Here is a 26,020-nt window from a genome sequence, read left to right on the forward strand (position 1 = left end):
ACGGCACTTTGACGACAGGTGGTGAGCTTCAGGTGACCTCCCCAGCGACCCGGCAGGCGAAGCATGCTCGCGGGGACCTGTTCGATCCCGACTGCCCGACGCGCCGCCTGCTCGATCGCATCGGCAGCAAGTGGACGTCAATGGTGATCAAGGTCCTTGCCGATGCCGGTGACGGTGAAGTGAGATTCGCGGACTTACGGCGCCGAACTCCAGGGGTCTCGCAAAAGATGCTGTCGGTAACCCTGCAGAGCCTGACCCGCGACGGTTTGATCGCACGTCGCGTCGAACCGACCGTTCCGCCCAAAGTGCATTACCGCCTTACCGATTTGGGGCGCTCCCTCAACGTTCCACTGACCGCGCTGCGGGACTGGGCCGAAGCCCACATGGTCGAGATCGATCGAGCCAATGCCGTGCAATCAGCCGAGAGCACTCGAGGTGCGAACCGATCGACCTGATCTGGAACCGAAAGATCGACCCCGGCAAGGTGTTCGACATGACCCTGCCCCTACCGGAGGCGGCAGACGGCTACCGGGCGATGGACGAACGGCGAGCCGTGAAGGTGCTACTCACCACCTAGAGCGTCGGTCGGTATGGGCCGCGGCGGACCGAGCACCTCGTAAACACGTCGGCGCTCGTCTCCGCCGGGACCTTTGACCGAGTAGACGAGTCGGGCGAATCCAGCCCCGGTGTCCCACATACTCGGGTGACGGACGTGCACCGCATCGGCGTCGGACAGCGCCGGGTTGCTGACCACGATGTACCGAATTCCGAAATCCCACGGGCGATTCAACGCCGCGGTGAAGTCGTAGTCACTGGTGACGACGAATTGCTTGGGGCTGTCGGACGCGAGCCAGATGCCCCAGCCGAAGAACGTGTCCATCAGTACCGATCCGTCAGGGAGGTGCTTGCGGTCGAGAAACTCCGCGAGCAGGCGATCGTCGACGAGTTCTCTGCGATACCACTGTTGTTCGGCCGGGTACTTCTCCGGGTTGAGGAGCGACTTGAGCCCGAACTGCAACGGCTGATTGCCGATGTTCTCGTTCAGCATGGACACCGCGGTCACGGGTATCGCGACCACGACCGACAGTGACAGCAATGCCGCACCGAACCGCAACCCGACGGCGCGCGCCGCACCCCATCCGGTGACCGCGATGACGATCACCATCGGGATCGCCGGGAGGTAATACCGGAACAACCCGAATGTGGTGCCCGAATAATGGCCCCAGACGGCGAAAGTCAGCACGGAACCGAACACCATCACCGGGACGAGGGCGTCGACCTTCCTGGCCAACACGGCCACGAGCGCGGCCAGGCCAACCGCGATGCCGACCAGCGGCTGCATCGCCAGGACCCGCGCGGCGACGAGCCACCCGTCTGCGGTACCGGAATGCGCGGTGCCACCGCGCGCCAGCGCCGCCGCTACCTGGCCTTCGTTGCCGTAGCGGGATGACAGTTGGGCGAACAATTCGCCGCTGACGATCCACCCGGTGACGGCCCAGGTGACGAATGCCACGGCGATGGGGAACATGACGATGAGCACGCTGAGGATCGTCGTCTGGATGCGATCGGCTCGGTCGGCCCGTGTGAAGGCCACCACGGCGACCAGCACGGCGACACCGACGGCGGCCGGAATCATCTCGTAGCGGGCGAGATAGCCGACCCCCAATGCGATGCCGGCCCAAGCCAAATCGCTCACTCGTCGCGTATCGAGCCATCGCAGTAGGTATCTGGTGCACCACACGAGGCAGAAAATCTCTGCCGCCTCGCTCATCCCCGATCCGCCGTAGATGACGATGACCGGGTTGAGGGCGAATCCGCCGACGGCGGCCCAACGCCACCGGCTGGGCAGACCACGGTCGAGGGCGATTCGCCGCACCATCAGCGCCGCGCCGGCCATGAAGAGCGCGCTCTGAATCACGCCTGCCAGACCATGCGTCTTCAGTTCGGGCCACCAGGGGTGCAACGACACCAGTGGGATCTCCACCAGACTGGGCAGCGGATTCCAGACGAATCCGATTGCCGACAGGTGGGGATCTCGACTCATCACGGTGTAACCGGCGTTGGCGACGCGACTCGGTGCGTCCGGGTCGAACAGGTTGTACCGCACGAGCAGGATCGCGCCGACGGCGAAGTAGATCCCCGACAATGCTGTGAAGATCGCCGCCGCCCGCCAACGCGGTGGCGACGACGTCTGCTCGGTCACGCCCGGGTGCGTCGGCGCCGAACCACCAGGATGGCGGTGGCCGCGGCGACGATGAGGACCGCCGCACCGGCACTCAGCGTTGCCCACCATTTCCAGGTGTCGTCGACGTGCGGTTCGTACGGCATCGGACCGCCTGAGCGCATAACGAGGTTCACGGTGTCGCCGTCAGCACCGGTCGCCACGACATCGCCGGTCAGCGACGCCCACCGGCGATCGAGTCCGCGGATGTAGTCGAAGCTGCGGTCCACCAGCGACCAGTCACCCGTCGCGCTGATCGCCAGCACGCTGCGATCCTGAGCGGTGAACGCCTGGACGATGCCCACCGGCCCACCCAAATCGATATCGGTGGCAGGCTTTCCGTTGACGCCGATGGTCGTGCCAGCGCCGGGCAGGAGCGGTGGCGACATGCCCGCGTCACGCAATTGCTCGCCGGTGGCCACCGTGATCAGCGGCGTGCGCGAGGCGGCCGCGTCATCGAAGGTCACGAGATGCGGCAACAGCGCCACCACAGACTGCTGTCCCATCAAGTTGATGGCCTGTGCCGCATAGCGAATCTGGTCGGGACTGCTCACAGCCACGTCGACGTCGGGCGTGAATGCCATCGGCAGCACTGGGAATCCGCCTCGATTGTGTGTTCCCGGCGTGACGGTGAGCGTCGAGCGAGGGTCGAGCGCGAAGGTCATCCGGTCCGACAGCGGGGCGCATTCGTGGCGAGGAACGTAACGCAGCTCCAGTCCGAGACCGATGTTCGAGGCCACGGCTTCGGCCGGGATGTCAGCCGTCAGATCGACCGTGCCGGAGCCGTCGAGTGACCGTGAGGCAAGAATCGTGGAGCCGGCACGGATGAGCAGCGAGCCTTCACCTTCGGTGACCGGAGTGTAGTTAGCGAGTAGATGCAGCCGAGCGTGTTGGATTTGGCCCGTGCCGAACTCGCCGATGTCGAACCCGGTGTACAGGGTTGTGGTGCCCAAGACCGAAGCCTCACCGGCCACCCCGAGTTGAGCAAACGTCAGGGTGTTCGACGACTGCGGGCGGTCAGAGGTCGCCGAAACCACTGAGGCGGAATCGGATTGAGCCAGTTTCGCGCGGCGATCGGCGAACAGGTCGACCTGTCGCACCAGATCCTCGCCGTTGCCCGAGATCACCAATGCCGCCGCGGGGGTGCCGCCATTTTCCACTGACAGCCCGGGCTTGCCGCCGTCGCGAATCTCGATGACCCGGCTGGAACCGGCGCCCGGGTCGGCCGGGGTGCCCGACGTATCGACGTCCACCCGTACCGGTATCGGGCGGTACAGATCGGTGAGGCGTGCCACCAGATTGAGCGCCGCCTGTTGTTGAGACGGTGAGGGGTTCGCTCCGACCCGGACGTTGACGCGGTCCAGGTAGCCCGGCAGAAAGTCGGACACCGTTCTCGGGTTGGGTGACGCGCCCGAGTAGCTCGTGGACAGTTGGCTCAGCGTGATCGACGGCACCTGTGCGCAGCTGTTGGCAGGTGCGTCCGCGTTTCGCAAGACGAAGCTCAGCCGCGCCGTGTTGTCGGTGACTTCGGCCGCGGAGATGTTGACCGTGAAGGGTTCGCTCGCCAGCGCGGTGGGTGCGTTGATGGCGCCGAGGAAGGTACCCCGTGAGTCGAGCACATCGACACGCCCTTCGGCCGCGTCGACGACCGACCCGATCTGGCCACTCAGGGTCGTTGGTGTAACTCCTTGCGGGACAGGAACCTCCACGTAGTTTCGCTGGTTGTCCCCTAAGAGCACCAGTTCATCGGACAGCCCGAGCTGTCCCCAACCGACGGCCGGTGTGCTCGAAGGGTTGATCTGGTTCTGTAGCGGGTCGGCCGAAGCCGCGGGCGCAGCGAGCGTCCCGATGAGTATGGTCGGCACGGCGAGCAGTGCCAGCTTGCGCAGGCGGTTCATGGCGTCCTTGTCCTGGAGATCTATGTGACGGGATTGTCGAATGTGTGGTTGGTCGATGTGGTGGCCCGGGCAGGAACATGGGCAAGGCCATGCACGGTCTTCTCCCAGAAGAAGGGCCGAAATATCAACTGGTAGATGGCTTTGACGGCAGCAACGGACTGCAGCAGCCAGTACATCGGCGCCAGTAGCGCCGCCCACCAGAGATGAGGCTTGCCGAGCGCGGAGGTGACGATGAGGCCGATGAACACCGACAGTGGTGCTCCGACGAGAAACAGCGCCAAACACGTGTAGTAGGTGAGTGGCGGGAACAACGCGTTGACGACCGCGGGCCTGCCGATCACCCAGGTCAGCATCGTGAACCAGAACAGCAGGTTGAGCGCATTGGTGAGCGGGATGGCGCCGGTCATGTTGACGAGTCTGAGCACTGCGGCGGTACCGATCTCGCGCCGTAGCCCCACAGGACGCCGCAAGTGCACAAGCATGGTCTGCAGGTAGCCCTTGTACCAGCGCGACCGTTGCCTAATCCAGTTCACCACATCGGAGTTCGCCTCTTCGAGCGTGAGGGAGTCGAGGATGAGGGTGCGGTATCGATGCCTTGCCAACCGGACACCGAGATCGGCGTCCTCGGTGACGTTGAACTCGTCCCATCCGCCGACTTCGCGCCACACCCGGGTACGAATGTGGTTGGACGTGCCGCCGAGCGGCACCACCCCACCGGACGCCTCCACCGCGGGCAGGACGACGCCGAACCACTGGTCGTATTCGAGCGCAAACCAACGGGTCAGCAGATTCTGCTTTTCGTTGTAGTAGCCCAATCGTGCTTGCAGGCAACCGACGTCATCCGGTAATCGCCGGAACGCCGCCACCGCCTTGCGTAGCTGCAGCGGATCGGGAATGTCCTCGGCGTCGTAGATGGTCATCAGCTCGCCTTTGAGGTCAGGCAGCGCCATTCCGTAGTTGCAGGCTTTCGGTTTGGTCTTCGGCAGGCTGTGGGGGACCACCACGATGCGGATGCTCTGCAGCGACAAGCCCTTGACCGCGGCTTGGGTTGCGGTGTCGTCCTCCTCGACCAGTAGGAGCACTTCGAGTTTGTCGCTGGGATAGTTCAGCTGTCCCACGCCGTTGACCAGATTCTGCACGATCGCCGGCTCGTGGTACACGGGCAACAGGACGGTGTAGACCGGTAAGTCGGCATCGGGGATCGCAAGGGCCTCTCGCTCATCGACACGTACCAGCGCCGACGAACGAAGACCGTTGAGCAATAGGTAGTTCCGGTCGATCGTGGAGACTAGGTAGAACACCGCCACCAGCGTGGTGAGCGTCGCCGGAATGTGGTGGGGCAGCGCGATGATCAGTGCGGTCACCATGGCGACGAACAGTCCGATACGGCTCAGCGATCTGCGTCCCAGCGCGCTGCGGGCCGACATATGGGCGGGCAGCGCCGGCAGTAAGCCGACGTCCGTCGTCATCGCGGTTGTGCCGCAGTGGTCAGCACGCGAGCCACCTGTGCGGCCCGCTGGAGCACCGTTTCGTCGACACCACCTGCGGCGGAAGGTTGTTGGCGGGTCAGCCACAACGTCGGCGACACGATACTGTCGTTTAGTGTCAGCGGCCGTGGTTCCGCAGGGCTGTCGGGAGAGTTCGAGTTCTGATTGATCACGATCGTGACCTGTTGGTAGCGCGCCTGCGAACGCCATACCCAGGTCACCGCATACCACTGCCGGCTTGCGTCGCTGATGGCCGAGTCCGAATTGCTGTAGACGATCCTCGCGTCGATGGGCAACTGGAGGTGGTCAGCGGCTGTGTAGCTCGTGGGTTCTTCGGAGGGATACCAGACTGCGTCCGAGAAGTCCTGCAGCGCAGCCAGGTTGGAGGTTGTGATGACGTCGACAGCCGCACTGGGCATGCCGGGCGCCGGTGGCACGGTATACCGCGTCAGGGTCGCATCAGGTCCCAGGAACCGGGAGGCGAACGTCATCGGTGTCGCGTCGAGCAATCCGGCGCGTTGGACCCAGTCCGCGTTGACCTCCGGCGGATCGGGGATTCGAGTCGCGGCCGGATATCCCATAGCGAGGGCTGCGGCGAGAACCAGGAGGATGGCGATCTGTCTGGGTGAGCGCCGCGGCACCACCTCCGGGCCGCCCGATATCCCGAGGTTTGTTGTGCGTAGGTGCAGCACCGTCAACGCGAAGACGACGGGTATGACCCCACCCGCTACGACGACCATGAGCAAGAGCCCGACGGGCTGCTCCAGCCAGGCTATGACGATCAATGCGGTCGCCAGGCAGCCGATTGCGCTACCCAGTCGCCACCACACCGGTACCGCATGCGCAGCCAGAAACACCGCAACGGCTCCGACGCCGGCCGCGACGCAAGCCGCCGCAGTGTCCGAGCCACCCAATGTGGCCACGGCCAGCAGATACGGCAGCGGGGACACGGTGCACACCAGGAAGATCCACAACGGCCACATCCGTAGCGCGTAGCGCACGCCCAGCAAGATCGCAGTACAGCTGGCGGCCCAGATCACCGCGCCCTGTAATTGCACATGCCACAAGCCGGCCAACGTCGGCATGCGCTGCGCTACCAGATGCACACCACACAGGCCGGCGGCGCCGACAAGGCAGGCAATGATCCAGTCGGATTCATCATCACCCACGCCGCCGGGAGCCCGCCGGTACCCGGCGATGATCACCACGGTCAGAACTGGCAGCACCAGCAGGTAAGCGGCGCGTGACTGGGCGACAACGTGCTCGACAGTGGCGGCGAAAACCGTCAGGTACGCCACTCCGGTCAACAACCCGACAAGAGCAATCCGCAGCCAGAAACCGAACCGGATGAAGGTCGGCACCTTGATGTCGGGACGGGGGAGAGAACGTGGGGCGACATCGCCACGGACGTAAGTCTCTGACACGAGTCCTGCCTGACAGGTAATGGTGTCTAATTACATCGCTGTGACAACACTGGCAACGTCACTTTGAGAAGTCGACAACCCCGGTAACTGAAGTTATGGCCAGATCGTACGAGGTAATCGGCGTCTCCACAAATTGACGCCGGATGAAAATGTCAGCTGCAGACAATTTCTCTACCGTTGCTGTATCAACACAATCGGGATTTTGTGCGAGTAGCCGAGAAGCTGCTTACCGCGCATGGCTGTGCCCATTGCGCATTCGGGTTACCGCGACGAGTTTGCTGACTGAGGGGCGTCCCCGCGGTGAAAAGTCACGCGGGATGAAAGCGCCCAGCGCTACCGAAGCGGGTGGACATACGGTAATCGACGATGCACATCGTCCGCCCGCTCGACGGGAGTCGGCGGTTACTGCCCCAACTGATCTGGGATCGAAAGATGAATCGCAGCAAGGTCTTCGGTGTGAAGCCTGACGGGAGGCGAAGGAAAGCAACCGGCCGTGAATGAATAGACGGTCGTGAAAGTCGTTCTCAAGAAATCAATCTGATAGGCCTCACGGCCGTCAGCGCTCGTTGGCTATCACGGCGCCTGGTTGGTAGGGCTGTCGGTGTTATGGAGATACCAGAGCCCATCGTCGTGCTGCTCGCAATACCAGTACTTCAGAAACTCGTCGTCATCCGGATTGTCCAAATGCATATCGGGGCCGTCTTTGAGGCAAGCGGCCTGGTCTGGCCAGCTCCAGGGAATGCCATTGGCGGGATCGCGAACCACCACGTCATCGGCGTGTGCGATGCCCGTGGAAGTCGCCAATGCGCCAACCACCGCCAGCGCCGCGGCGGTAACCAATCTCACCCTCACAGCCATCTCCTCAAATGTCGTATCCGTCCACCGTCAGGAGTTGCACAGACCGTACGTCGGAGGCCTCCACGCCGCTTTCGAAAAACCAAAGGCGCTTTCAAGATTCGATGAGAGGGCCGGTGTGACGGGTTACCGAAGCGCGACATATTCGTTATGGCTGATCGCGTCGACATAACCTACTGTCTAACTACGTACGTAATAATTACGTAGAAAGCCGATCGGGGGAGGTCCGCCCGTGCGTCGCAGGGATGCAATTTCGGCCGGGGGCCTTGTCGCGCTGTCGCTGGCCGTCGGGTTCTCACCCGGAGTCGCCGAAGCGGACTCAGAGCAATGGGATCCGACGCTGCCTCGACGGGTCAGCGCCGGGGCGCCCGGTGATCCGGTGGCGATTGCCAATGCGTCGCTGGCGGCGACGCGGCTGGCGGCGGACACGACTCTCGGCCTGGGGCGCCAATTCCTCGGCAGCCTAGGGATTTTGGATGATCCCACGCCGAGTCCGGCCGCGTTGCGCACCGGTCGGGTCCGCGGTCCGCAGGCGATCGAGTATGTGATAAGGCGAGCCGGTTCGCAGTTGGGTGTGCCGTATTCATGGGGTGGGGGCAGTCTCACCGGTCCCAGCAAGGGTGTGGACTCGGGTGCCGACACGGTGGGGTTCGACTGTTCGGGATTGACACGATTCGCGTTCTCCGGTGTGGGCGTGCTGCTCCCGCGTTGGTCGGGCGATCAGTACACGGCCGGCCGGCAGGTGTCGCGTTCGCAGGCCAGACGTGGCGACCTGTTGTTCTGGGGGCCGGGCGGAAGTCAGCACGAGGCGATTTATCTGGGCGGCGGCCGGATGATCGAGGCGCAGCAAACTGGTGTGCCAGTGAAGGTTTCGCCGGTCCGCCTTTCGGGGATGACGCAGTATGTCACTCGGGTGATCGAGACCTGACTAGTGCAATGCGCTACCGGCGAGCCATTGGTCCCATGGCACGCTCCAATCGCCGTTCTGCCAGATCGGCAACGGGTCGCCGCCGGTGTTGCGCACCTCGAACACGTCTCCGGGTTGTGAGAAGTCGTAGAACCAGCGGGCGTTGTCGGCGTTGACATTGAGGCAGCCGTGGCTCGTGTTGGTGTTTCCCTGCGCCCATACCGTGCTGTCGAGTTGGTGCACGTAGATTCCGCTGTTGGTAAGGCGCACGGCGTAGTTGACTGTCAGCTTGTAGCCCAGCCGGGACTCGACGGGCAACCCATAGGTCGACGAATCCATGACGACGGGGTTGGCCTTGTCCATCACCGTGTAGACCCCAGGCTGCGTCCAGAATGAAATCGTTTTGCCGCCAATGCTTTCTGATCCGCCCATGCCCATGGACGTGGGTATCGTCCGGAGCAGTTCGCCGTTGCGGTACACGCTGATCTGTTTGGTGGTGTCGTCGGCAATCGACACATGAGAGTCCCCGATACGGAACGAGACCTGGCTGTCCTGCCCGGGGTCGACGATGACCTGGGTGCCTGGACGGTAGTAATCCTGTGGCCGCCAATGGGCGCGCTGATTGTCCATCCAGTACCAGGAGCCGGCCACTGGTGGAACGGTTTTGACCGAGAGTTGCCGCTCGGCGGCGACGCGGTCGGAAACAGGGCGGTCGAACTTCGCGACGACAACCGTTCCGACGCCGTATGTTCCACCCTCGGTGAGCTCGGCGCCTGAGGTCGTCGTGAATGTCACCGGTATCTGTCGACGCGGCATGGGGGTGGAGGACATCTGCGGCGGCGGGGGCGGTGTCGTGACTGCTGCGGGCGCCGCCGGCGGTGGTGGCGTCAGCGGCTGAACCTCGGCGTGCCCGGTGCCCGGCCTGGCGAGCAGCCAGGCCGTGGCGGCTCCGAAGGTGATAACCAGCACCAGGCCGACTGTCGCTGAGCGCATTTGGTGTGGCTTGGTCGACACGGTCTCCGTTCCCCTCTGTCGTTCGCGGTCTGGTTGCTGGGTGTGCTACAACGGAGCTACGTATCTACGCCGTAGGTACGTAACCGAGGTTAGCATGGAGGTGGCCGGTGAGTGCTCGGCGAGACAGTGTCAGCAAGGACCTCATCTTCATCGGAGGCCTCGTTGTCATTGCCGTCGCGCTGATCCTCTATCTGGTCTTGGGATCTGACCACGATGCGGAGGCCGGAGCCGGCGCAGCGGCGTCGGGAACCTCGGCGGTGACGGATTCGGGCAAGGTCGCGCCGTCGGAACAGAACGCGAAGACGGGAGTCGAACGTCGACAGCCGGGCGACCCGTTCGCCTTGGGTGACCCCGATGCGCCGGTTGCGTTGGTGATGTTCTCCGACTATCGATGTCCGTTCTGCGCCAAGTTCAGTCGTGACACCGAACCCGAGCTGATCGAGCGCTTCGTCGACTCGGGCAAGCTCCGCATCGAGTGGCGTGACTTTCCCATCTTCGGCGAGCAGTCGATGCTCGCCGCTCGAGCCGGACGCGCGGCCGCCGCGCAGGGCCGGTTCTGGGAATTCAACCGCGCCGTCTATGCCGCCGCGCCGGAACGAACGAAGTCCGAACTGACCGAACCGGCGCTGATCGACTTCGCCGGGAAAGCCGGTGTCCCCGATATCGACAAGTTCATCAACGGGATGCGGGGGAGCACATTCGACGCGGCCATCAACGCTGACCTCGCGCAGGGCACGAGCATTGGCGTACCGAGCACTCCGGCGTTCTTGATCAACAACGTTCCACTGCTCGGCGCTCAGCCCACCGACGAGTTCGTGCGTGCCATCGAGAACGCGATGACCGAACCGTGACCGGCGTCGGCCTCCTCGGCGCCTTCCTCGGCGGATTGGCGTCGCTGCTGAGCCCATGCTCGGCGCTGCTGTTGCCCTCGTTCTTCGCGTACGCCTTCGACCGCGTACATCAACTGATCGGTCGCACGGCGGCGTTCTGGGCCGGCCTGTGCGCCGTGTTGGTGCCTTTGGGCGCCGGTGTCGGAGTGCTGGGCAACGTCGTCACCCGCTACCGCGGCGAAGTCACCGTCATCGGCGGTCTCGTGTTGATCGGCTTCGGCCTCATGGCCTTGCTCGGCAAAGGGTTCGGGCTCCCCGCCGTGCAACGAGCCACAGCCCGGATCAACATCTCCAGCACCGCGTCGGTGATCGCCCTCGGGGCGGTGTACGGGCTCGCCGGCTTCTGCGCGGGTCCGCTGCTGGGAGCGGTCCTCACCATGTCGGCGATGGGCGCCGATCCGTTCTACGGGGCACTGCTCATGGCGGTCTACGCACTGGGCATGGCGGCCCCGCTGTTTCTCCTCGCCTGGCTGTGGGACCGGTTCGATCTCGCCAAGCGGTCGTGGTTGCGGGGGCGGCCGATACGGCTCGGGCCGCTGCAGACGCACACGACATCGCTGCTCACCGGGGCGGTGTTCATCCTTCTGGGCGGGGTCTTTCTGTTCACGGACGGCACCGCGAACCTTGGCGGCGTCTTGACCGTCGACGCGCAGTATGACCTGCAGGTGTGGATGAGCCGGCTCTCGTCACACGCGAGCGATCCCTGGGTGATCCTGGGTGTCGTCGTCGCTCTCATCGGGTGGCGGCTATATCGGCTGTGGCGCCGGCGCACGCGATCGAGCACCGACACCGACGATGCGGAGCCGTCACCGAACGGTCCGACGAGCTACTATCGCGCTACATAGGTTTGAGCAGGCCTTGACGGACGGTAATGGGCATGGGAATTAAGGGCTTTGGCGACCTCGAAGCCGTCGTGATGGACGTGCTGTGGTCCCGCTCGGAGCCGTCGACGGTGCGTAGCGTCCACGATGAGCTCGTCACCCAACGTCAGATCGCCTACACGACGGTGATGTCCACCATGGACAATCTGTTTCGCAAAGGGTGGCTCCTGCGCGACAAGGTGGGCCTGGCGTACCAATACCGTCCGGTGATGAGCCGTGAGGAGCACTCGGCGAAACTGATGCGCACGGTTTTCGAATCCGGGGGCGACAGCGAACTGATCCTCAACTTCTTCCTGGAACAGATCGCCGACGACGACTCCGTGAAGCTTCGGCAGGCGCTTCAGCGGTTCAGCAAGGGCAAGGCACGATGAACGCGGTCACGTTCCTGCTCGTCTATGCCGTGGCTCTGAGCTGGCTGGCGCCGGCGGTGCTCACGAGCCCGATGCTGACCGACGTGCATCCGCGACTGTCCATGTCGGGGTGGTTGGTTGCGGTCGCCTCGGCATTGTTCGCGTGGAGTGCGGCCTTGGTGATCCTGGTCGTGGGGGCCGTCCACAGCTTGGCCACTCACACCGCGCTGACGTTCTGCGTCGAAACCCTCGGAATCACCGACGCCGTGCACTTGTCGTCAACGGTCGCCACCGTCTTGGTCGTGGTCTTACTGACACTCACTGCCGGGGTCGCGCTCTACACCGCACGGCGGGTGATCGTGGCGTTGCTCAAGACTCGGCGCTCGAATTGCCAACACGCGGAGGCCGTTCGCATCGTCGGCCGCCCCACCGAGGACGCCGACGTCGTCGTGATCACCGCCGATCAGCCGACGGCATATTGCGTCTCCAGCGGTCGGCGAAGCGCCATCGTCCTCACGACCGGTGCCCTTGACCTCCTGAATCCGGCCCAATTGGCAGCGGTTCTCGCTCATGAGCGGGCGCACTTGCGCGGGCGGCATCACCACATTGTCGCGACGCTCAATGCCCTGTCCGCCGCGCTGCCGCGCCTACCCCTCATGCGTGCCGCCGCGCGGTCCGTGCCGGCATTGCTGGAGATGTGCGCCGACGATGCGTCGACCCGGAGCTATGGCCGTGCGCCACTGCTGGCCAGTCTCGTCGCGCTGAGCACGCGACACCGTCTGCCCGACGGCGTGCTGGCAGCAGCAGGCACCGCGGTGATGGACCGTGCGCTGCGGCTCATGCAACCTCCGCGCACGACGTTCTGGCACCCTCAGGTGTTGGCGATGTCCGTCGTGGTGCTTGTGACACTCACCGCACCCGGCCTCGCATTCATGCTCTGCACGCTGTGATCGACTGGCTCACTTCGAATAATCGGTGCTCAACCACCGACTGGGCTTCATCCGGATGATGACCGAGGTCTCGGTGAAGTTCTCGTCGGTGAACTTGTTGCCCTCATCCTCACCGAAATAGCGGACCGCAATCGCGCGTACCTCGGCGTCCTTGGCGGGCTCGATCGCGGTCACGTCACCTTCGGCCGTGACGTAGCGGTACGGCGGTTGCTCGTCTTGGACGGTGATCGAGAACCGGCCCGCGGCCCGGATCAACTTCTCCTTCACCGACCCGGCCTCGGTCCACAACAGAACATCACCGCCCGGTTGGTACCCGTACCAGATCGGCACGGCCAGCGGCGCCCGGTCAGGGCGTTCGACCGCGATCACCCCGACATGAAGAGCGGCCAGATAATCCTCACGTTCCGCTTCTGACATCTTCGGCACAAGCGTCCTCCGTTCGTTTCTCATACCGAACCCGTCGGGTGGCCGTGTTATTTCGCGGAATGTCACAGAGCTGCCGACGGCCGTCTACGGAATCGCTCCTGCTGGTTCCGGAACGCTCCGGCAGCAATCTATTTCGTAGGGTGATAACTTCGATCACGAGTATGTTCACGCTTGGAGACGGGATGGCGACGCAGACCAGCAAGTCGACGAGCAACATGCGGTCGCTAGAGCGCGCCTTCGACGTCCTCGGTGTACTACAGGAAGCCAAACAGCCGTTGCGGCTCAGTGAGGTTGCCCGGCACTGCGGCCTGCACATCGCCACCGTGCAACGGATCTTGAACGTCTTGCTGGACCGGGGATACGCCGCGCGCAGCGGCGACAGCTATACCGCCGGGCCGGCGGCATTGGCGGTGGCACACGCCTTTATGGTGACCAGCCCGCTGAACCTGCTGGCACAGACCACTCTTCAGCAGCTCGCTGCCACCACGGGCCTGACCGCTTCCCTGTATGTGCGGGTCGAGAATTCACGCGTGCTCGTCGCGCGCGTGGAAAGCAGTAGCCCGCTCAGTTATGTGCTGCCGGTCGGTGAGCGCCTGCCGCTCTACCTGGGCAGTGCGGGCAAGATCTTCCTCGCCGAGCTGGCGACCGAAGAGATCGATGCGATCCTGCCGCGCTCCGGACGCATCGACCTGGCGTCGGGCAGTTCGGTGACCAAGGACGAGCTGCTTGCCCAACTCGAGAAGATCCGTAGTGACGGCCACGCCGTCTCGATCAGCGAACGCACGTACGGCATCGCGTCGATCACCGCTCCGGTCCGCGCCGTCGACGGCACCCTGGCCGCCGTCCTGGGGGTCACCGGGCCCGCCGACGAACTCGCCGACCCGCAAATCGCCCGCTTGGTCACCGAGGTACGTCGGGCTGCGAACGCACTCGGTGCCCGCATTCCGACGACCGGTTAACTCCACGGCTAAACCGCTGCAGTAGAACAGCTTTCGCTCCGCGCTTGACGCCGCTCTCGCGCGGCGCCGATTTCCGGCCGCCGTCGCCGGCTCTCCGATCCCGGTAACCCCGACGCAAACGCACGCTTGACAACAAACCTGCGGTGTGACCACGATTACTACATCAACTGATAGTAGCTATCACACAATGAGAGAGCAGTTGTAGATGGTGACTCACCGCGACTCCGATACGCCGCCCGCGGAAACCAGGAAGCCTGGCCTCGCGCAGCGCATGCTCGTCCCTGCCGGCCAGCTGACGCTGGCCGCGGTGGGTCTCTATGTCGCCGTCGAAGCGACTTCGCTCGGTCTGTGGACCGCACTCGGTCCCGGCCCCGGGCTGTTGCCGCTGATCCTCGGGATCGCGCTCATCGGGCTGACCGCGATCTGGGTTGTGCAGACTGTGGCGGAACGTCGGCGCGGCGAGGGCAGCGCGGAAGCGCAAAGCGCCGAGCCGCTCGACCGGCCCTACATCCTCGGGGTGGTCGGCGGACTGATCTTGCTTGCCGCGTTGATGGACGTGCTGGGCTACCAGATCTCGATGGCGGTGTTCCTGTTCGCCGAGCTGATGGTGCTGGGCCGGCAGCGGTGGTGGATCGCCGCCGCGGTCGCCGCAGTCGGCGGGTTCGGCGTCTTCGTGCTGTTCGACCGCGTCCTGGGCGTTCTCCTGCCGATGTCCTCGCTGCCGTTCCTGGCCGGATTGGGGCTGTGACATGGACGTGTTACTCGACCTGGCCAACGGTTTCGCGACGGCACTCACCCTGGAGAATCTCGCCTTCGCACTGATCGGATGCCTGCTCGGCACGCTGATCGGCGTCCTGCCGGGGATCGGACCGGTCGCCGGCGTGGCGCTGCTGATCCCGCTCACCATGAACTTGAACCCGGCCAGCGCGATCATCATGCTCGCCGCGATCTTCTACGGCACCACTTACGGCGGCACGATCACCAGCGTCTTGCTGAATACGCCCGGGGAAGCCGCGTCAGCCATCACCACGATCGACGGCTACGAGATGACAAAGCAGGGCCGTGCCGGTTCGGCGTTGACCATCGCGGCACTGGGATCGTTCGTCGGCGGAACCGTGGCCACCATCCTCCTGGTGATCGCCGCGCGTCCTCTCGGCTCGCTCGGCCTGAAGATCGGACCTCCCGAGTTCTTCGCGCTCGTCTTGGTCGGCCTCTCCCTGCTGGTGGCGTTGTCCGGACGGTCCATGGTGCGTGCGCTGATCTCCGGCGTGCTGGGCCTGCTGATCGCGATGATCGGCATCGACCCGGTCGCCGGCGCCCCGCGATTCACGTTCGGCGCCGAGCGCCTGCTCGACGGGGTCAGCTTCGTCGCGATCGTGGTCGGACTGTTCGGCTTGTCCGAGCTGCTGATGGCGGGACGTTCCAAGATCGCCGCCGCCAGGGCACCGGGCTTCCGCTCGCTGCTGCCTACCCGCGATGATCTGCGGCGCAGCGCCCCCGCCATCGGTCGGGGGACGGTCATCGGTTCGGCGCTGGGGCTGGTCCCCGGCATGACCGGATCGGTGTCCTCATTGCTGTCCTATGGTGCGGAGAAACGGTTCTCGCGCTACCGCGATCAACTGGGCCGCGGCGCGATCGAGGGCGTTGCTGGTCCGGAGACGGCGAACAACGCCCACGCCAACGGTGCGTTGATTCCGCTGTTCACGCTCGGTTTACCGGCGTCGCCGACCATCGCGGTGCTGATGGGCGCGTTCCTGCAGCAGGGGCTGACGCCAGGCCCGACGTTGTTCGCCGAGGACGCGACCGTTGCCTGGGCGATCATCGCCAGCCTGTTCATCGGCAATGTCATCCTGCTGGCGCTCAACGTGCCGCTGGTGAGGGTGTGGACGTCGATCTTGCGGATCCCGTACCCGATCTTGGCGGCGTTCATCCTGATGTTCCTGGTCGTGGGGTCCTACACCATCAATCTGACCGTGTTCGACGTGTACATCATGATCGGGGCCGGCCTTCTCGGTCTGGTGATGCGTCAGCTCGACATTCCTTTGGCGCCACTGGTTCTCACCCTCGTGCTCGGTCCGCTGATGGAGCGCTCGCTGCGCGAATCGCTGGAGCTGTCGCTGGGCGATCCCACGGTGTTTATCACGCGGCCGATCAGCGCGGTGCTGCTGGTGGTCGCCGGCCTGATCGTGCTCAGCCCGCTGCTGAAGCTGAAGAAACCGCGCGTGCTGCAAGACGACCCCGAAACCTGAGCCCTTCTACCAACAAGGAGAAAACCATGTCCCGCAAACGACTTCGCGTCGCGGCCACGGCCGCGGTGATCGCGTCGCTGGCACTGGCCGGTTGCGGCCGTCCCGCCACCGAAGGCGCCGAGGCCGGCGACGGGTGGCCCGGTAACAAGCCGATCGAGCTTGTGGTGGCGTTCGCCCCCGGCGGCGCCGTCGACACGGCCGCACGTCTGGTCGCACCCGAACTGGAAAAGGAACTCGGCACCAACGTGGAGGTGGTCAACCGGCCCGGCGCCGGCGGCCAGATCGGCTACACCGAACTGACCAGCGCCAAACCTGATGGCTACACCATCGGCGCGACCGGATCGCCGTCGGTGGTCGTCTCCCCGCTGGATCCGGCGCGTGGCGCCAAGTTCAGCCGCGAGAGTTTCCAACCGCTGGGCATGCAGGTGGTCGACCCCGCCATCATCGGTGTCGCACCCAACAGCCCGTACACCTCGCTGACCGCGCTCATAGACGCAGCCAAGGCCGAGCCCGGCAAGATCACCGCGACCACCACCGGAATCCAGACCGGTGAGCACTTCGCCATCGCGCAGATCAAGCAGGCGACCGGGGCCGACTCGGCGCCCGTGCACTTCTCCGAAGGCCAATCACAAGCCGCCGCAGCCTTTCTCGGCAACCACGTCCCCGTCTATGTTGGCAGTGCGAGCGACGTGATCGATCTGGTCAAGCAGAACAAGATCCGGGTGCTCGGCGTGATGGACTCCCAGCGCAGCACCTTCCTGCCTGACGTGCCGACGTTCCAGGAGTCCGGCTACGACGTCGTATCCACCACGGCGCGTGGGTATTCCGCACCGGCGGGGATGCCCGAGGCCGTATCGGACAAGCTGCAAGCCGCCCTCAAGGCCGCGATCGAAAACGAAAGCGTGCGATCGAAGATGACTGATCTCGGTCTGGAAACGCGCTATCTGGATTCTCAGAAGTACGAAGAACTGTGGACGGAGCAGGAGACCACTTACAAGGACCTCATGCCCGCAGTGAGCAAGGAAAGTGCCTGATGACCATCTCTGTTACTGATCACGCCGAACTGCTCGAACGGTTCGCCAAACTGCCGACCGCCAACGTCGCCGACGCGATGGACCGCCTCGGTGCCTTGGATTCGCGCATCAAGCCGGTCTGGAACGGCGCCACCATCGCCGGCCCCGCCTATACGGTGTGGACCCGAGCCGGGGATAACAAGCTGCTGCACGAGGCACTGCGGTTGGCCGGGCCCGGTGACGTCCTCGTCGTCAACGGCGAAGGCGACGAAACACGTGCGCTCATTGGTGAACTCATGGCCGAACGCGCCAAGGCGAGCGGCATCGCCGGGTTCGTGATCGACGGGGCGGTGCGTGACGCCGAGACCATCGGCGAGATCGAGGTGCCGGTCTTCGCACGTGCTGTCACGCCTGCCGGTCCGTTCAAGCACGGGCCGGGACGGCTGGGCTGCACCGTGGCGGTCGGCGGCGTGGCCGTCGCGCCCGGTGACATCGTGCTCGGCGACTCCGACGGCGTGGTCATCGTGCCGCAGGCCGAGGCCGAGAAGGTGCTGGAGCGTGCCGAGGCGAAGTTCGAGGACGAGACCGCGCGGCGCGCCGACATCAAAGCAGGACGAAAATGAGCGATCACAACGGTTCTGCGGTGCGGTGCGCAATCATCGGGCTCGGTGAGGCGGGTGCAAAGTACGCCGCCGCGCTCGTCGACGCCGGGTACAGCGTCGCCGGGTTCGACCCAGGGCCGGTTCCGACTCCGCCCGGAGTGCAGCGGACCGACAGTGCCGCAGACGCCGTCCGCGGTGCGAAGATCGTTCTTGTGCTCACCGCCGCCAAGGCTGCCCGACGCGTCGCTGAATCCTGCGTGGCGGCGCTCAGCCCCGGCGTCTGCTACGCCGACTTCACGTCCTCCTCACCGGGAGCGATGCGCGACATCGCCGAGATGGTCGAGCAGGCCGGTGCAGAGTTCTGTGACGTCGCGATTCTCGGGCCGGTCTCCTGGCACGGGGCGCAGACGCCGCTGATGCTCGCCGGTAAGGGGGCGCCGCGAGTCGCTGAATTGGCGAGCAGCTGGCATGCTGCGGCCGAGGTCGTCGACGGTCCGCCTGGGTCTGCGATGGCCCACAAGCTCCTGCGCAGCGTCCTGATGAAAGGCCTCGCCGGCGTGGTCACCGAGGCGGTGACGGCCGGTGCGGCCGCTGGCTACGAGACGTGGATCCGCGGTCAGATCGCTGCGCAACTCGCCGGTGACGGACACGCCGTGGTCGACCGGTTGCTGACCGGCACTCGCACGCACGCCGAACGGCGGGCGCAGGAAATGCACGATACCGCAGAGTATCTCGACCAGTTGGGCGCTCCTGCCGAGCTGACCCGGGCGACCGAGACCGCGCTGCGCCGCATCGCTACCGAGCGCCGGCTGTCGGAACGAACAGCGTAGAGGCAGAGCATGATCGGACTCTGGGCCCTGGGCACCTATCTCGCCACCATCCTGATCTGGACGACGATCCTGCGGCGCAACGTCGGCGAAGCCATGGTGCTCGGCTTCCTCGTTGCGGCGGCATTCAGCGGCGGCTCGGCGCTCACGATCGGGTGGGACGCGCTCTACAAGGCCCTGACGGACGAGATCGTCTATGCCACCGTGGTGTTCGTGTTCATGGGTTTCCTCCTGGAGCGCAGCGGCGTCACCTACCGGATGATCAATCTGTTGGACGCACTGATCGGCCGACGTCGCGGGGGTCCGGCCTACGTCTCCACCCTCGCATCCGCGGGTCTCGGCAGCATCGTCCACAACCAGGCGGCGATCGCCGCGACGGTCGGCTCGGTGACCATCCCGTGGATGGAACGCGAGAAGGTCGACCGGGCGACCGCCGCGACGATCGTTGCCGGCAACGCCGGGATGGGCATCACCTTCCCGTTCAGCGCCTCGATGTTCGTGCTCGTCGGCGCGTCCGCGGGTGGTGCCGCCCTCGAATTGAACTCGCTCATCATGCCTTTGGTGATCGGCGGGCTATGGTGCGTCTTGCACCGCCTCATCGTCACCGCAATCTTCGTGCGACGGTCGAAGGTCGCCGACGCCGGGCGGCCAGAGCGGATTCGACCCGGCGAGGCCTTCCGCAACGGGTGGTCGACGCTGCTGCTGTTCGTGGTGATCGCGATCCCGATCATCCTGACAACGGGCGCCGTCGCCGAGATTCTCAGCAATCACGTCGGACTCGACATCACCGATTCGGTGAGCCTGATCTTCTGGATGCCGGTGCTGCTGATCGCCACCGGGTTACTGCTCGGCCGTGGGCAGCTGCCGAATACGGTGACGAAATGGATGGCGCTGCTGAGTGATTCGGCCCCACGCTTCGGCCTGGTGGGCATGACGGTGATTTTCGCCTTTGCCGGGGCCAATGCTCTGGCGACCACGGGTCTCCCGGACCAACTTGGGGGTCTCCTGGACGGCCTCGACCTCCCGGTGCCGGTTCTCGCCTTGGTCATCGGCGTCATCGTGATCGCTGTCGCCGCGCCGTTGTCGTCGACCGCGACCATGGCCGCCGTCGGCGTCATCGGCGTCGCCGCGCTGGTTGCCGCCGGGGTCCCGGCCACCACCGCCGCAGTGGCTGTGTTGATCTTCTCGTCCTGCGAGGCCGCCGTCCCGCCGGGCGGGGCACCGCTGTACGTGTCCTGCGGCATCGCGGGGGTGGACCCGTTTCAAACCTTCCGCCCGATGTTCGTCTATTACGCCCTACCGCTGCTCGGGATCGGCATCCTCGTGGCGTCCGGAATCCTTCCCGTCTGATAGGAGTACAGCGATGGCTTACTCGATCACCCGATCCATCTTCGTCATTTCGGCTGCGCTCGCACTGCTGGGCGGCCTTGTCTTCGTGGGATGCCAGGCGATCGGACTGGTCTTCGGAGCCCAATCGTTGGTCGAGGGTCCCAATGGCATCTTCAAAACGATGCTGTGCATCGCTGGATCCGTCGGAGCCATCGCCGCGTTCCTTCTCGGCTACTTGAAACGCGACGTGCCGGCCGAATCGGAGAACGGCGTGGCGCGATGACCGGCCCGCGCCACTCCCTCCCGACGCGAGATGAACTGAAACGTCGACCAGGTTCGTTGGGCGGCACTTCCTGGGGGTTGTTCGCCGACCCGTGGCGCGGCGCACCGTCGTTCATCGACGACGCCGCCGTCTTGGGCGCGGTCCGATCCGTCACGCACGGTGAGGTGTTCGGCCTGGACTACCCGATCGACGCGTTCATGCCGGGCATGTCGAAGGCCAGAAAGCCGGTCCGCCACGTCATCTACGCCAACCACCCCGCCCATCGCGACGACTACCTGGACGGGTACTACCTCCAGTCCTCGAGCCAGATCGACGGGCTGCGCCACCGCAGAGCAGACGACGTGGGCTTCTACGGCGGAGTGCCCGACGAGCGCATCACCGAAGACACCGAAGACCTGGGCATCCAGGTATGGGCCGATGCGCCGATCGTCAGTCGAGGACTACTCGTCGACCTCGCCGGCCACCTCGAATCCAACGGAATGAGCATCGACCATCGCGAGGGGCAGCCGCTCGGTCATGAGCTCATTGTCGAGGCGCTCGTCGCACAATCGATCGAGCCTCGGTGCGGCGACATCATCATGCTCCACACCGGTTGGAGTGAATGGTTTCTCGGTCTCTCACCCGACGAGCGTCGCCAACAACAGGCCAGTGGGCGCGCGTCCGGAATCGCCCAGGGCGAGGAACTTCTCGACTGGGCCTGGGACACGGGCGTGGCGCTCCTCGCAACCGACAACTTTGCCGTCGAATGCCTTCCACCGCGGGGGGATTCGCCTTTCATCCAGACCGCGCCGCACGACAAGGGCATGATGCACCAGGAGTTCCTCGCGAAGCTCGGCATCCCCCTCGGCGAACTGTGGCGGCTCGGACCGCTTGCCCGGCGTATGCGTGCGCTCGGCCGGTGGGAAGCCCTGGTCATCGTCAAGCCATTGAACGTGCCCGGCGGCGCCGGCTCCCCGGCCAATGCGACGGCGATCCTCTGACAAACGTGACTGGTGCGCCACCGCCGCGCCTGAGTCGTTGTGGCCGCTTCCTGGCATGGTTCTCGCCGGAAACCCGTAGTGCCGGCACACCGCCTCAGATGCGCTGTGGCACCGCCGCCGCGAGGGCTTGGTCGAGGAACTCGCCCGGTACTTCGGGCCAGTCGAGCGACCACCGCCCGGCCTGCTGGTCGGCCCGGAGTTCGGCCAGGGTGGCAACGACATGCGGACCACCGTCGACGAGGTAGCGCAGCATCCGCAATTGTGCGCATTGGGCGGCGACGCCGGCGAGCGTGGCTTTCGCTTCGGCGGTTTGGCTGTCGGCGGCGAGACATGCCCCGAGCAGGCGCCGGGCCCGCAACAGTGCCTGCGGGTGATTGCGCGTCGCGAGTCGGTCGACCCATTCGCGGGCCCAGCGGCAGGCGAGGGCACGCTTGTCCGGATCGTCTTCGGCGATCAGCATGCGGATCGCCGAGGCCTCCTCGAATTGCACGGCGATCTCGTCCATCGCATCGACCGGTTGCCTGCGTGCGTCGTAGGACGTCAGCGGCATCGGGCCGAACTCCGGATGGGGCGGCAGGCCGAGCCGGATCCGCTCGTGCTCGGCGAGTGCCCGCAGCCGGTTCAGTGACAGGGTGCGCGCGACGCGCGTCGCCTCGTCCAGCCGTTGCGCTGCCGCCAGCCGGTCCCCCTGGAGCGCTTTGATCCTGGCGTTGATGACGTAGCGGGCGATCTTGAAGTCGACGGAGCCGCCTTCCGGGCCGAGCTTGTAACCCTCGTCGAGCAGGCGCTCGGCTTCGGTGAGATCGCCGCGCTCGTAGAGCAATTCACCGAGAAGCGAGCTCGCCAGCCGCGCGGTGTAGGAATGAATGCCGCTGGATCGCTTGGCCGTTCGCAGGGCCCGGCGGAAGTACTTTTCCGCCGCGACGTTGTCGAGCATGAGATGGTGTGCCAACCCGGTGAAGCACAATCCGTTGACGATGCTGAACGCATCCCCGCTGCGTTCGTAGTACGGTGCGGCCCACGTCTGGATCCGCTCGACCTCGTCCAGGTCGTATCGATAGGCGGCTGCGAACGTCGCCACGTTCGCCGCCGACGCAACGGTGAACGGCCGCAGGCGGTCCCGGCGTTGTAGGCACGGCGCGATGTGCTCGTCGATACCCGCCAGCCGGTCCGCGCGCAGGTCAACCACACCACGCACGACACCGACATCGGCACGTACATCCTCGATCTCGTCCGCGGACAGCCCCGAGGTAGCCAGCGTGGCATCCACCTGGGCCAGCGCCTGTTCGGCGGCCGGTATCCGATGCAGGACGATGTTGGCCCAGGCCAGGGCCAGTTGCAGCCGCGGATGGGATTGCACTGCCGCAGAAGGCAACTTGGCGGCCAAGCCGATCAGGGTGGCCATCTGGGAGTTGGCGACGAGGGAGATGCCGTCGTTCTCGACCAGGGTCACCGCACGCTGCTCGTCGCCTGCGGCGAGGGCATGATCGACGGCCTCCCGCACCAGGTGGTGTTCGGCGAACCACTCCGACGCCGTGCAGTGAAGCGCGACCACCCGTTCGGGCGAGTCCCGGCTCAGTCGGTGCCGCAGGAAGTCGCGGAACAGTTGGTGGTAGCGGAACCACTGCTCGTCGACACGGTGCAGGAACAAGTCTCGCTCCTCGACCTGTTCGAGCATGGCCAGCCCGTCCGGTACGCCGCTCAACGCCGAGGCCAGCTCGCCGGAGACGCGTTCGGGAATCGACGTGGTCAGCAGGAAATCGAGGATGGACGGTTCGAGGGTGTCGAGCACATTCTCGGCGAGAAACTCGCTGATCGCGTGGTGGCGTCCGGTCATCGTCCCGATCAGCCGGACCGGATCCTCGCGGTCACGCAGCGAGAGCGATGCCAACTGCAGCGCGGCCACCCAGCCGTCGGTCTTGGCGGTGAGCTCCTCGACGTCGTTGTGGTCGAGGTCGAGGCCGCCGAGCTCGACGAGAAACGACTCGGACTCGCTGACGTCGAAACGCAGTGCGGTGGCGTCGATTTCGATCAGCTCGTCCTGCATCCGCATCCGGCTCATCGGTAACCCGGTCTGATTGCGGCTGGTCACCACGATGGTCAGGCCCGATGCGACGTTGTCCAGCAGGTAGCGCAGGGCCGCGATGGTCGCCGGATCGGTCACCCGCTGCCAGTCGTCGATCACGAGCGTCATCCGCGTATCGGTGGCGTGAATCTCGTTGATGAGTGAGGTCAGAACGTAACGCTCGGCCTCGTCGCCGTGTTCTTCCAGTACTTCGCCGAGGTCGGACGCGAGCGCGGGTGTCACGGCGCGGATGGCCTCGATGAGATGCGCCAGGAACCAGACGACGTTGTTGTCGTCGTGGTCGACGGTCAGCCAGGCCACGGCCACGCCGTCGGCCCGCAGGAGTTTCGCCCACTGTGCGGCCAGCGTGCTCTTCCCGAAGCCGGTCGGGCCGTGGATCACCGTGAGTTTCTTGTTCCGTTGCGCCCGTAGGACATCGATCAGCCGGGCACGCTCCACGAGCGCCTTAGCCGGCATCGGCAGTTGGAAGCGACTGGCGGGCGCGGGCGGCGTCATCGTCCGCACCCGGTAGCCGGTGGACGGTGTGCCTGGCGTTGCCGGGTCGTAGCGGACGGCCGGGGCCGGAATGGGGACCGGCATGTCGTCGACCGGTAAGCCGTGACGACGTTGCAATTCGCGCAACTGTTCGCCGAACGCTTCCGCGCTCGCGGGGCGGTCCTTGACGTCGCGGGACATCGCCTGCTCGATCACGCCGCAGATGTCGGCCGGCAGGCCCGATTCCCGCAGATTCGGCATGGGGTGCTGGGTTATCCGCAGGAACTGCGCGACCATCTGCTCACCCTTGCGACGCTCGAACACCGCGTGCCCGGTGCCGGCACTGAACAGTGTCGACGCGAGGCTGTACACGTCGGAGGTGACGCCGGGCGGCTGACCGAGCAGGACTTCGGGAGCGGTGTAGGCGGGGGAGCCCATGACCGCGCCGTCCCCGGTTTCGAAACCACCGATGATGCGGGCGATACCGAAATCGGTCAGCTGGGGTTCGCCGTATTCGGTGAGCAGGATGTTCGCCGGTTTGACGTCGCGGTGCAGCATGCCCCGACGGTGGGCGGTCTCCAGCGCGCCCGCCATCTTCACTCCGATGCGTAGCGCGTCGCGCCAGCCGATGGGTCCGCTGTCGGCGATCTTCGTGCCGAGCGAACCGTGCGGGTGGTACTGCATGACGATGTAGGGCCGGCCGCTCGCTGTTGTGCCGACCTGAAAGATGTTGACGATGTTCGGATGGCCGGACAGTTTGCCCATGGCGACCTGCTCGCGCATGAACCGCTCGAGATTGTCCGGCTCCAGATCGGCGGTGAGAACCTTGACCGCGACGGTGCGGTCCAGCGTGCGCTGGATGCAGCGGTAGACGACGCCGAATCCGCCCTGCCCGATCTCCGCCGGATCCTGGAAACCGGCTGCCTCCAACTCCGCCGGAATCCCGGCGGGCAGGTCCCGTTGCGTGGGCAACGGGTCGTTGCGCCCCATCGTTCGCCTCGAAACTCCAGTGGCGTCATGGCAGCAGCACAGCCGCCTAACCGAGCATAACGCTGGATTTGCCAGCAGGCGGGCGAAACTGGGCTACGCCGACATCCGGTCCAGGTAGTCGGGGCCGCCGACGTAGACGATCCCCGACGGATGGGGCGTCGTCGCTGCGTTGGCGATCGCGGCCGCGAATTCGCTCACGGTCGGCAGCGGTGACTTGCTGCGGCGTTCTTCGACGGCCGATGGATCGCGACGCTCCAGGAGCTTGATGATGATCGTGCCGTCGATCATGTCGCCGGAGACCACGGTGAAATGGATTCCTCGCCGGTCGAATTCGTGGCGCATCGTATAGAGCGCGGTCTCGCCGGCTCGTTTGCTCGCCGCGATGGGTGCATAGCCCTTCGGCACCGCTTTGTGCGGGAAGAAGTGGGCTTGGTGGCTCGTGACGAACACGATGTGCGCGCCCGCAGGCATCAGCGGCATGGCCAGTTGTGCAAGCCGACGCTGCGCGTCGCGGTTGAGGCGCATGGCATAGCCCGGGTCGGCGCCCAGCTCGAGCCCGCCGGAGGCGTTGAGCACCAACACATCCAGCTTGCCGAACCGGTGGGCGACGTCATCGATCATCGCGGCGGCAGCGGCCTCGTCGGAGATGTCGGCGCCGAGCGTGGAGGCGTGGCCTCCGGCGCTGCGGATGGTGTCGGCAATCGTGTCCGCGCGTTTGGCCTTCTCGCGGTAGTTGACGATGACGTGGGTGTCGGGGCCGGCGAGCTGCTGGGCGACTTCGGCGCCGATGCCTCGCGATGCTCCGGTCACCAGGGCGATCCGTGCGTTCTCGTGCATGTCGGGTTCCTTCCGTCACTGCCGATGCGGTCTGCGCTCTGACGAGAGGCCACGACCGCTATGAGGACCCACCGTACACGCTCTTTAA

Annotated in this window: 24 protein-coding genes and 1 pseudogene; 16 read left to right on the forward strand and 9 right to left on the reverse strand. The window is 65.3% G+C overall.

The annotated features are described in order from the left end of the window. Positions 1-32: 32 nt before the first annotated feature. Together AWC31_RS22870 and AWC31_RS37955 are read left to right on the forward strand one after the other, a co-directional pair. Positions 33-455, forward strand: coding sequence for a winged helix-turn-helix transcriptional regulator (locus AWC31_RS22870; protein ID WP_085146222.1), 423 nt, complete (start codon positions 33-35; stop codon positions 453-455). Continuing rightward, positions 440-577, forward strand: a pseudogene (locus AWC31_RS37955) (IMP dehydrogenase); the annotation flags it as partial. The gene AWC31_RS22870 and the pseudogene AWC31_RS37955, both read left to right, overlap by 16 nt. On the opposite strand, the gene AWC31_RS22875 reads toward AWC31_RS37955, so the two are convergent. From AWC31_RS22875 to AWC31_RS22895, 5 genes are all read right to left on the reverse strand, one after another. Further along, positions 563-2,203 carry a glycosyltransferase family protein gene (locus tag AWC31_RS22875; RefSeq protein ID WP_234816960.1) on the reverse strand — a complete coding sequence of 547 codons (1,641 nt, stop codon included), beginning with the start codon at positions 2,201-2,203 and terminating at the stop codon, positions 563-565. The pseudogene AWC31_RS37955 and the gene AWC31_RS22875 sit on opposite strands and share 15 nt — an antisense overlap. Then, positions 2,200-4,119, reverse strand: a complete 1,920-nt coding sequence (locus AWC31_RS22880; RefSeq protein ID WP_085146224.1) for a cellulose biosynthesis cyclic di-GMP-binding regulatory protein BcsB — start codon at positions 4,117-4,119, stop codon at positions 2,200-2,202. Before AWC31_RS22880 ends, AWC31_RS22875 begins: the two co-directional genes overlap by 4 nt. A gap of 20 nt (positions 4,120-4,139) precedes the next feature. Continuing rightward, a complete protein-coding gene (locus AWC31_RS22885) occupies positions 4,140-5,486 on the reverse strand; it encodes a glycosyltransferase family 2 protein (RefSeq protein WP_374214036.1) in 1,347 nt (448 codons plus the stop codon). A 98-nt stretch (positions 5,487-5,584) separates the two neighbouring features. Beyond that, on the reverse strand, positions 5,585-7,030 hold the full coding sequence (locus AWC31_RS22890; protein ID WP_133060214.1) for a hypothetical protein: 1,446 nt from the start codon (positions 7,028-7,030) through the stop codon (positions 5,585-5,587). Between the two features lie 573 nt (positions 7,031-7,603). Then, entirely contained in the window at positions 7,604-7,888 is a 285-nt protein-coding gene (locus AWC31_RS22895; RefSeq protein WP_374214033.1) for a hypothetical protein, read from the reverse strand. Between the two features lie 271 nt (positions 7,889-8,159). Between AWC31_RS22895 and ripB the strand changes: the two genes are divergently transcribed. Further along, positions 8,160-8,813 (forward strand): NlpC/P60 family peptidoglycan endopeptidase RipB, encoded by a 654-nt coding sequence (gene ripB, locus AWC31_RS22900; protein WP_234816975.1) that lies wholly within the window; start codon positions 8,160-8,162, stop codon positions 8,811-8,813. Here ripB and AWC31_RS22905 read toward each other — a convergent pair whose 3' ends face one another. Then, positions 8,814-9,785 (reverse strand): L,D-transpeptidase, encoded by a 972-nt coding sequence (locus AWC31_RS22905; RefSeq protein ID WP_234816961.1) that lies wholly within the window; start codon positions 9,783-9,785, stop codon positions 8,814-8,816. A 128-nt stretch (positions 9,786-9,913) separates the two neighbouring features. Between AWC31_RS22905 and AWC31_RS22910 the strand changes: the two genes are divergently transcribed. Genes AWC31_RS22910 through AWC31_RS22925 form a run of 4 tightly spaced genes read left to right on the forward strand, consistent with a single transcriptional unit; the run spans position 9,914 to position 12,877 of the window. Continuing rightward, the gene (locus AWC31_RS22910) at positions 9,914-10,657 is read left to right on the forward strand and encodes a DsbA family protein (RefSeq protein WP_085146227.1); all 744 of its coding nucleotides are present in this window, start codon (positions 9,914-9,916) and stop codon (positions 10,655-10,657) included. Beyond that, positions 10,654-11,541 (forward strand): cytochrome c biogenesis CcdA family protein, encoded by an 888-nt coding sequence (locus AWC31_RS22915; RefSeq protein ID WP_067857888.1) that lies wholly within the window; start codon positions 10,654-10,656, stop codon positions 11,539-11,541. Before AWC31_RS22910 ends, AWC31_RS22915 begins: the two co-directional genes overlap by 4 nt. Positions 11,542-11,573: 32 nt before the next feature. Continuing rightward, complete coding sequence (locus tag AWC31_RS22920; protein ID WP_067857885.1) at positions 11,574-11,948, forward strand: BlaI/MecI/CopY family transcriptional regulator; 375 nt, start codon at positions 11,574-11,576, stop codon at positions 11,946-11,948. After that, positions 11,945-12,877, forward strand: coding sequence for a M56 family metallopeptidase (locus tag AWC31_RS22925; RefSeq protein WP_085146228.1), 933 nt, complete (start codon positions 11,945-11,947; stop codon positions 12,875-12,877). Before AWC31_RS22920 ends, AWC31_RS22925 begins: the two co-directional genes overlap by 4 nt. 9 nt (positions 12,878-12,886) lie before the next feature. Here AWC31_RS22925 and AWC31_RS22930 read toward each other — a convergent pair whose 3' ends face one another. Beyond that, positions 12,887-13,294 (reverse strand): pyridoxamine 5'-phosphate oxidase family protein, encoded by a 408-nt coding sequence (locus AWC31_RS22930; protein WP_067857967.1) that lies wholly within the window; start codon positions 13,292-13,294, stop codon positions 12,887-12,889. A gap of 191 nt (positions 13,295-13,485) precedes the next feature. Here AWC31_RS22930 and AWC31_RS22935 point away from each other — a divergent pair, with 191 nt between their 5' ends. From AWC31_RS22935 to AWC31_RS22975, 9 genes are all read left to right on the forward strand, one after another. Further along, positions 13,486-14,262, forward strand: a complete 777-nt coding sequence (locus AWC31_RS22935) for an IclR family transcriptional regulator (RefSeq protein ID WP_085146229.1) — start codon at positions 13,486-13,488, stop codon at positions 14,260-14,262. 205 nt (positions 14,263-14,467) lie between these two features. Then, complete coding sequence (locus tag AWC31_RS22940) at positions 14,468-15,010, forward strand: tripartite tricarboxylate transporter TctB family protein (RefSeq protein WP_085146230.1); 543 nt, start codon at positions 14,468-14,470, stop codon at positions 15,008-15,010. Between the two features lies 1 nt (position 15,011). Continuing rightward, positions 15,012-16,511: a tripartite tricarboxylate transporter permease gene (locus AWC31_RS22945; protein WP_085146231.1), complete on the forward strand. Its 1,500-nt coding sequence runs from the start codon at positions 15,012-15,014 to the stop codon at positions 16,509-16,511. A 26-nt stretch (positions 16,512-16,537) separates the two neighbouring features. After that, positions 16,538-17,545, forward strand: coding sequence for a tripartite tricarboxylate transporter substrate binding protein (locus AWC31_RS22950; RefSeq protein WP_085146232.1), 1,008 nt, complete (start codon positions 16,538-16,540; stop codon positions 17,543-17,545). Beyond that, on the forward strand, positions 17,545-18,147 hold the full coding sequence (locus AWC31_RS22955; protein WP_085146233.1) for an RraA family protein: 603 nt from the start codon (positions 17,545-17,547) through the stop codon (positions 18,145-18,147). The genes AWC31_RS22950 and AWC31_RS22955 overlap by 1 nt, the downstream gene beginning before the upstream one ends. After that, entirely contained in the window at positions 18,144-18,956 is an 813-nt protein-coding gene (locus tag AWC31_RS22960; protein ID WP_085146234.1) for an NAD(P)-dependent oxidoreductase, read from the forward strand. The genes AWC31_RS22955 and AWC31_RS22960 overlap by 4 nt, the downstream gene beginning before the upstream one ends. Before the next feature lie 9 nt (positions 18,957-18,965). Next, on the forward strand, positions 18,966-20,303 hold the full coding sequence (locus tag AWC31_RS22965; protein ID WP_085146235.1) for a TRAP transporter large permease subunit: 1,338 nt from the start codon (positions 18,966-18,968) through the stop codon (positions 20,301-20,303). Between the two features lie 13 nt (positions 20,304-20,316). Next, complete coding sequence (locus tag AWC31_RS22970) at positions 20,317-20,565, forward strand: hypothetical protein (RefSeq protein WP_085146236.1); 249 nt, start codon at positions 20,317-20,319, stop codon at positions 20,563-20,565. A gap of 56 nt (positions 20,566-20,621) precedes the next feature. Further along, a complete protein-coding gene (locus tag AWC31_RS22975) occupies positions 20,622-21,545 on the forward strand; it encodes a cyclase family protein (protein ID WP_234816962.1) in 924 nt (307 codons plus the stop codon). 94 nt (positions 21,546-21,639) lie between these two features. Here AWC31_RS22975 and AWC31_RS22980 read toward each other — a convergent pair whose 3' ends face one another. Next, a complete protein-coding gene (locus tag AWC31_RS22980) occupies positions 21,640-25,095 on the reverse strand; it encodes a serine/threonine-protein kinase (protein WP_085146238.1) in 3,456 nt (1,151 codons plus the stop codon). Positions 25,096-25,188: 93 nt separating this feature from the next. After that, positions 25,189-25,932, reverse strand: coding sequence for an SDR family oxidoreductase (locus AWC31_RS22985; protein WP_085146239.1), 744 nt, complete (start codon positions 25,930-25,932; stop codon positions 25,189-25,191). Positions 25,933-26,020 lie beyond the last annotated feature (88 nt).

Source organism: Mycolicibacterium wolinskyi, from assembly GCF_002101965.1.
Classification (GTDB): Bacteria; Actinomycetota; Actinomycetes; order Mycobacteriales; family Mycobacteriaceae; genus Mycobacterium; species Mycobacterium wolinskyi.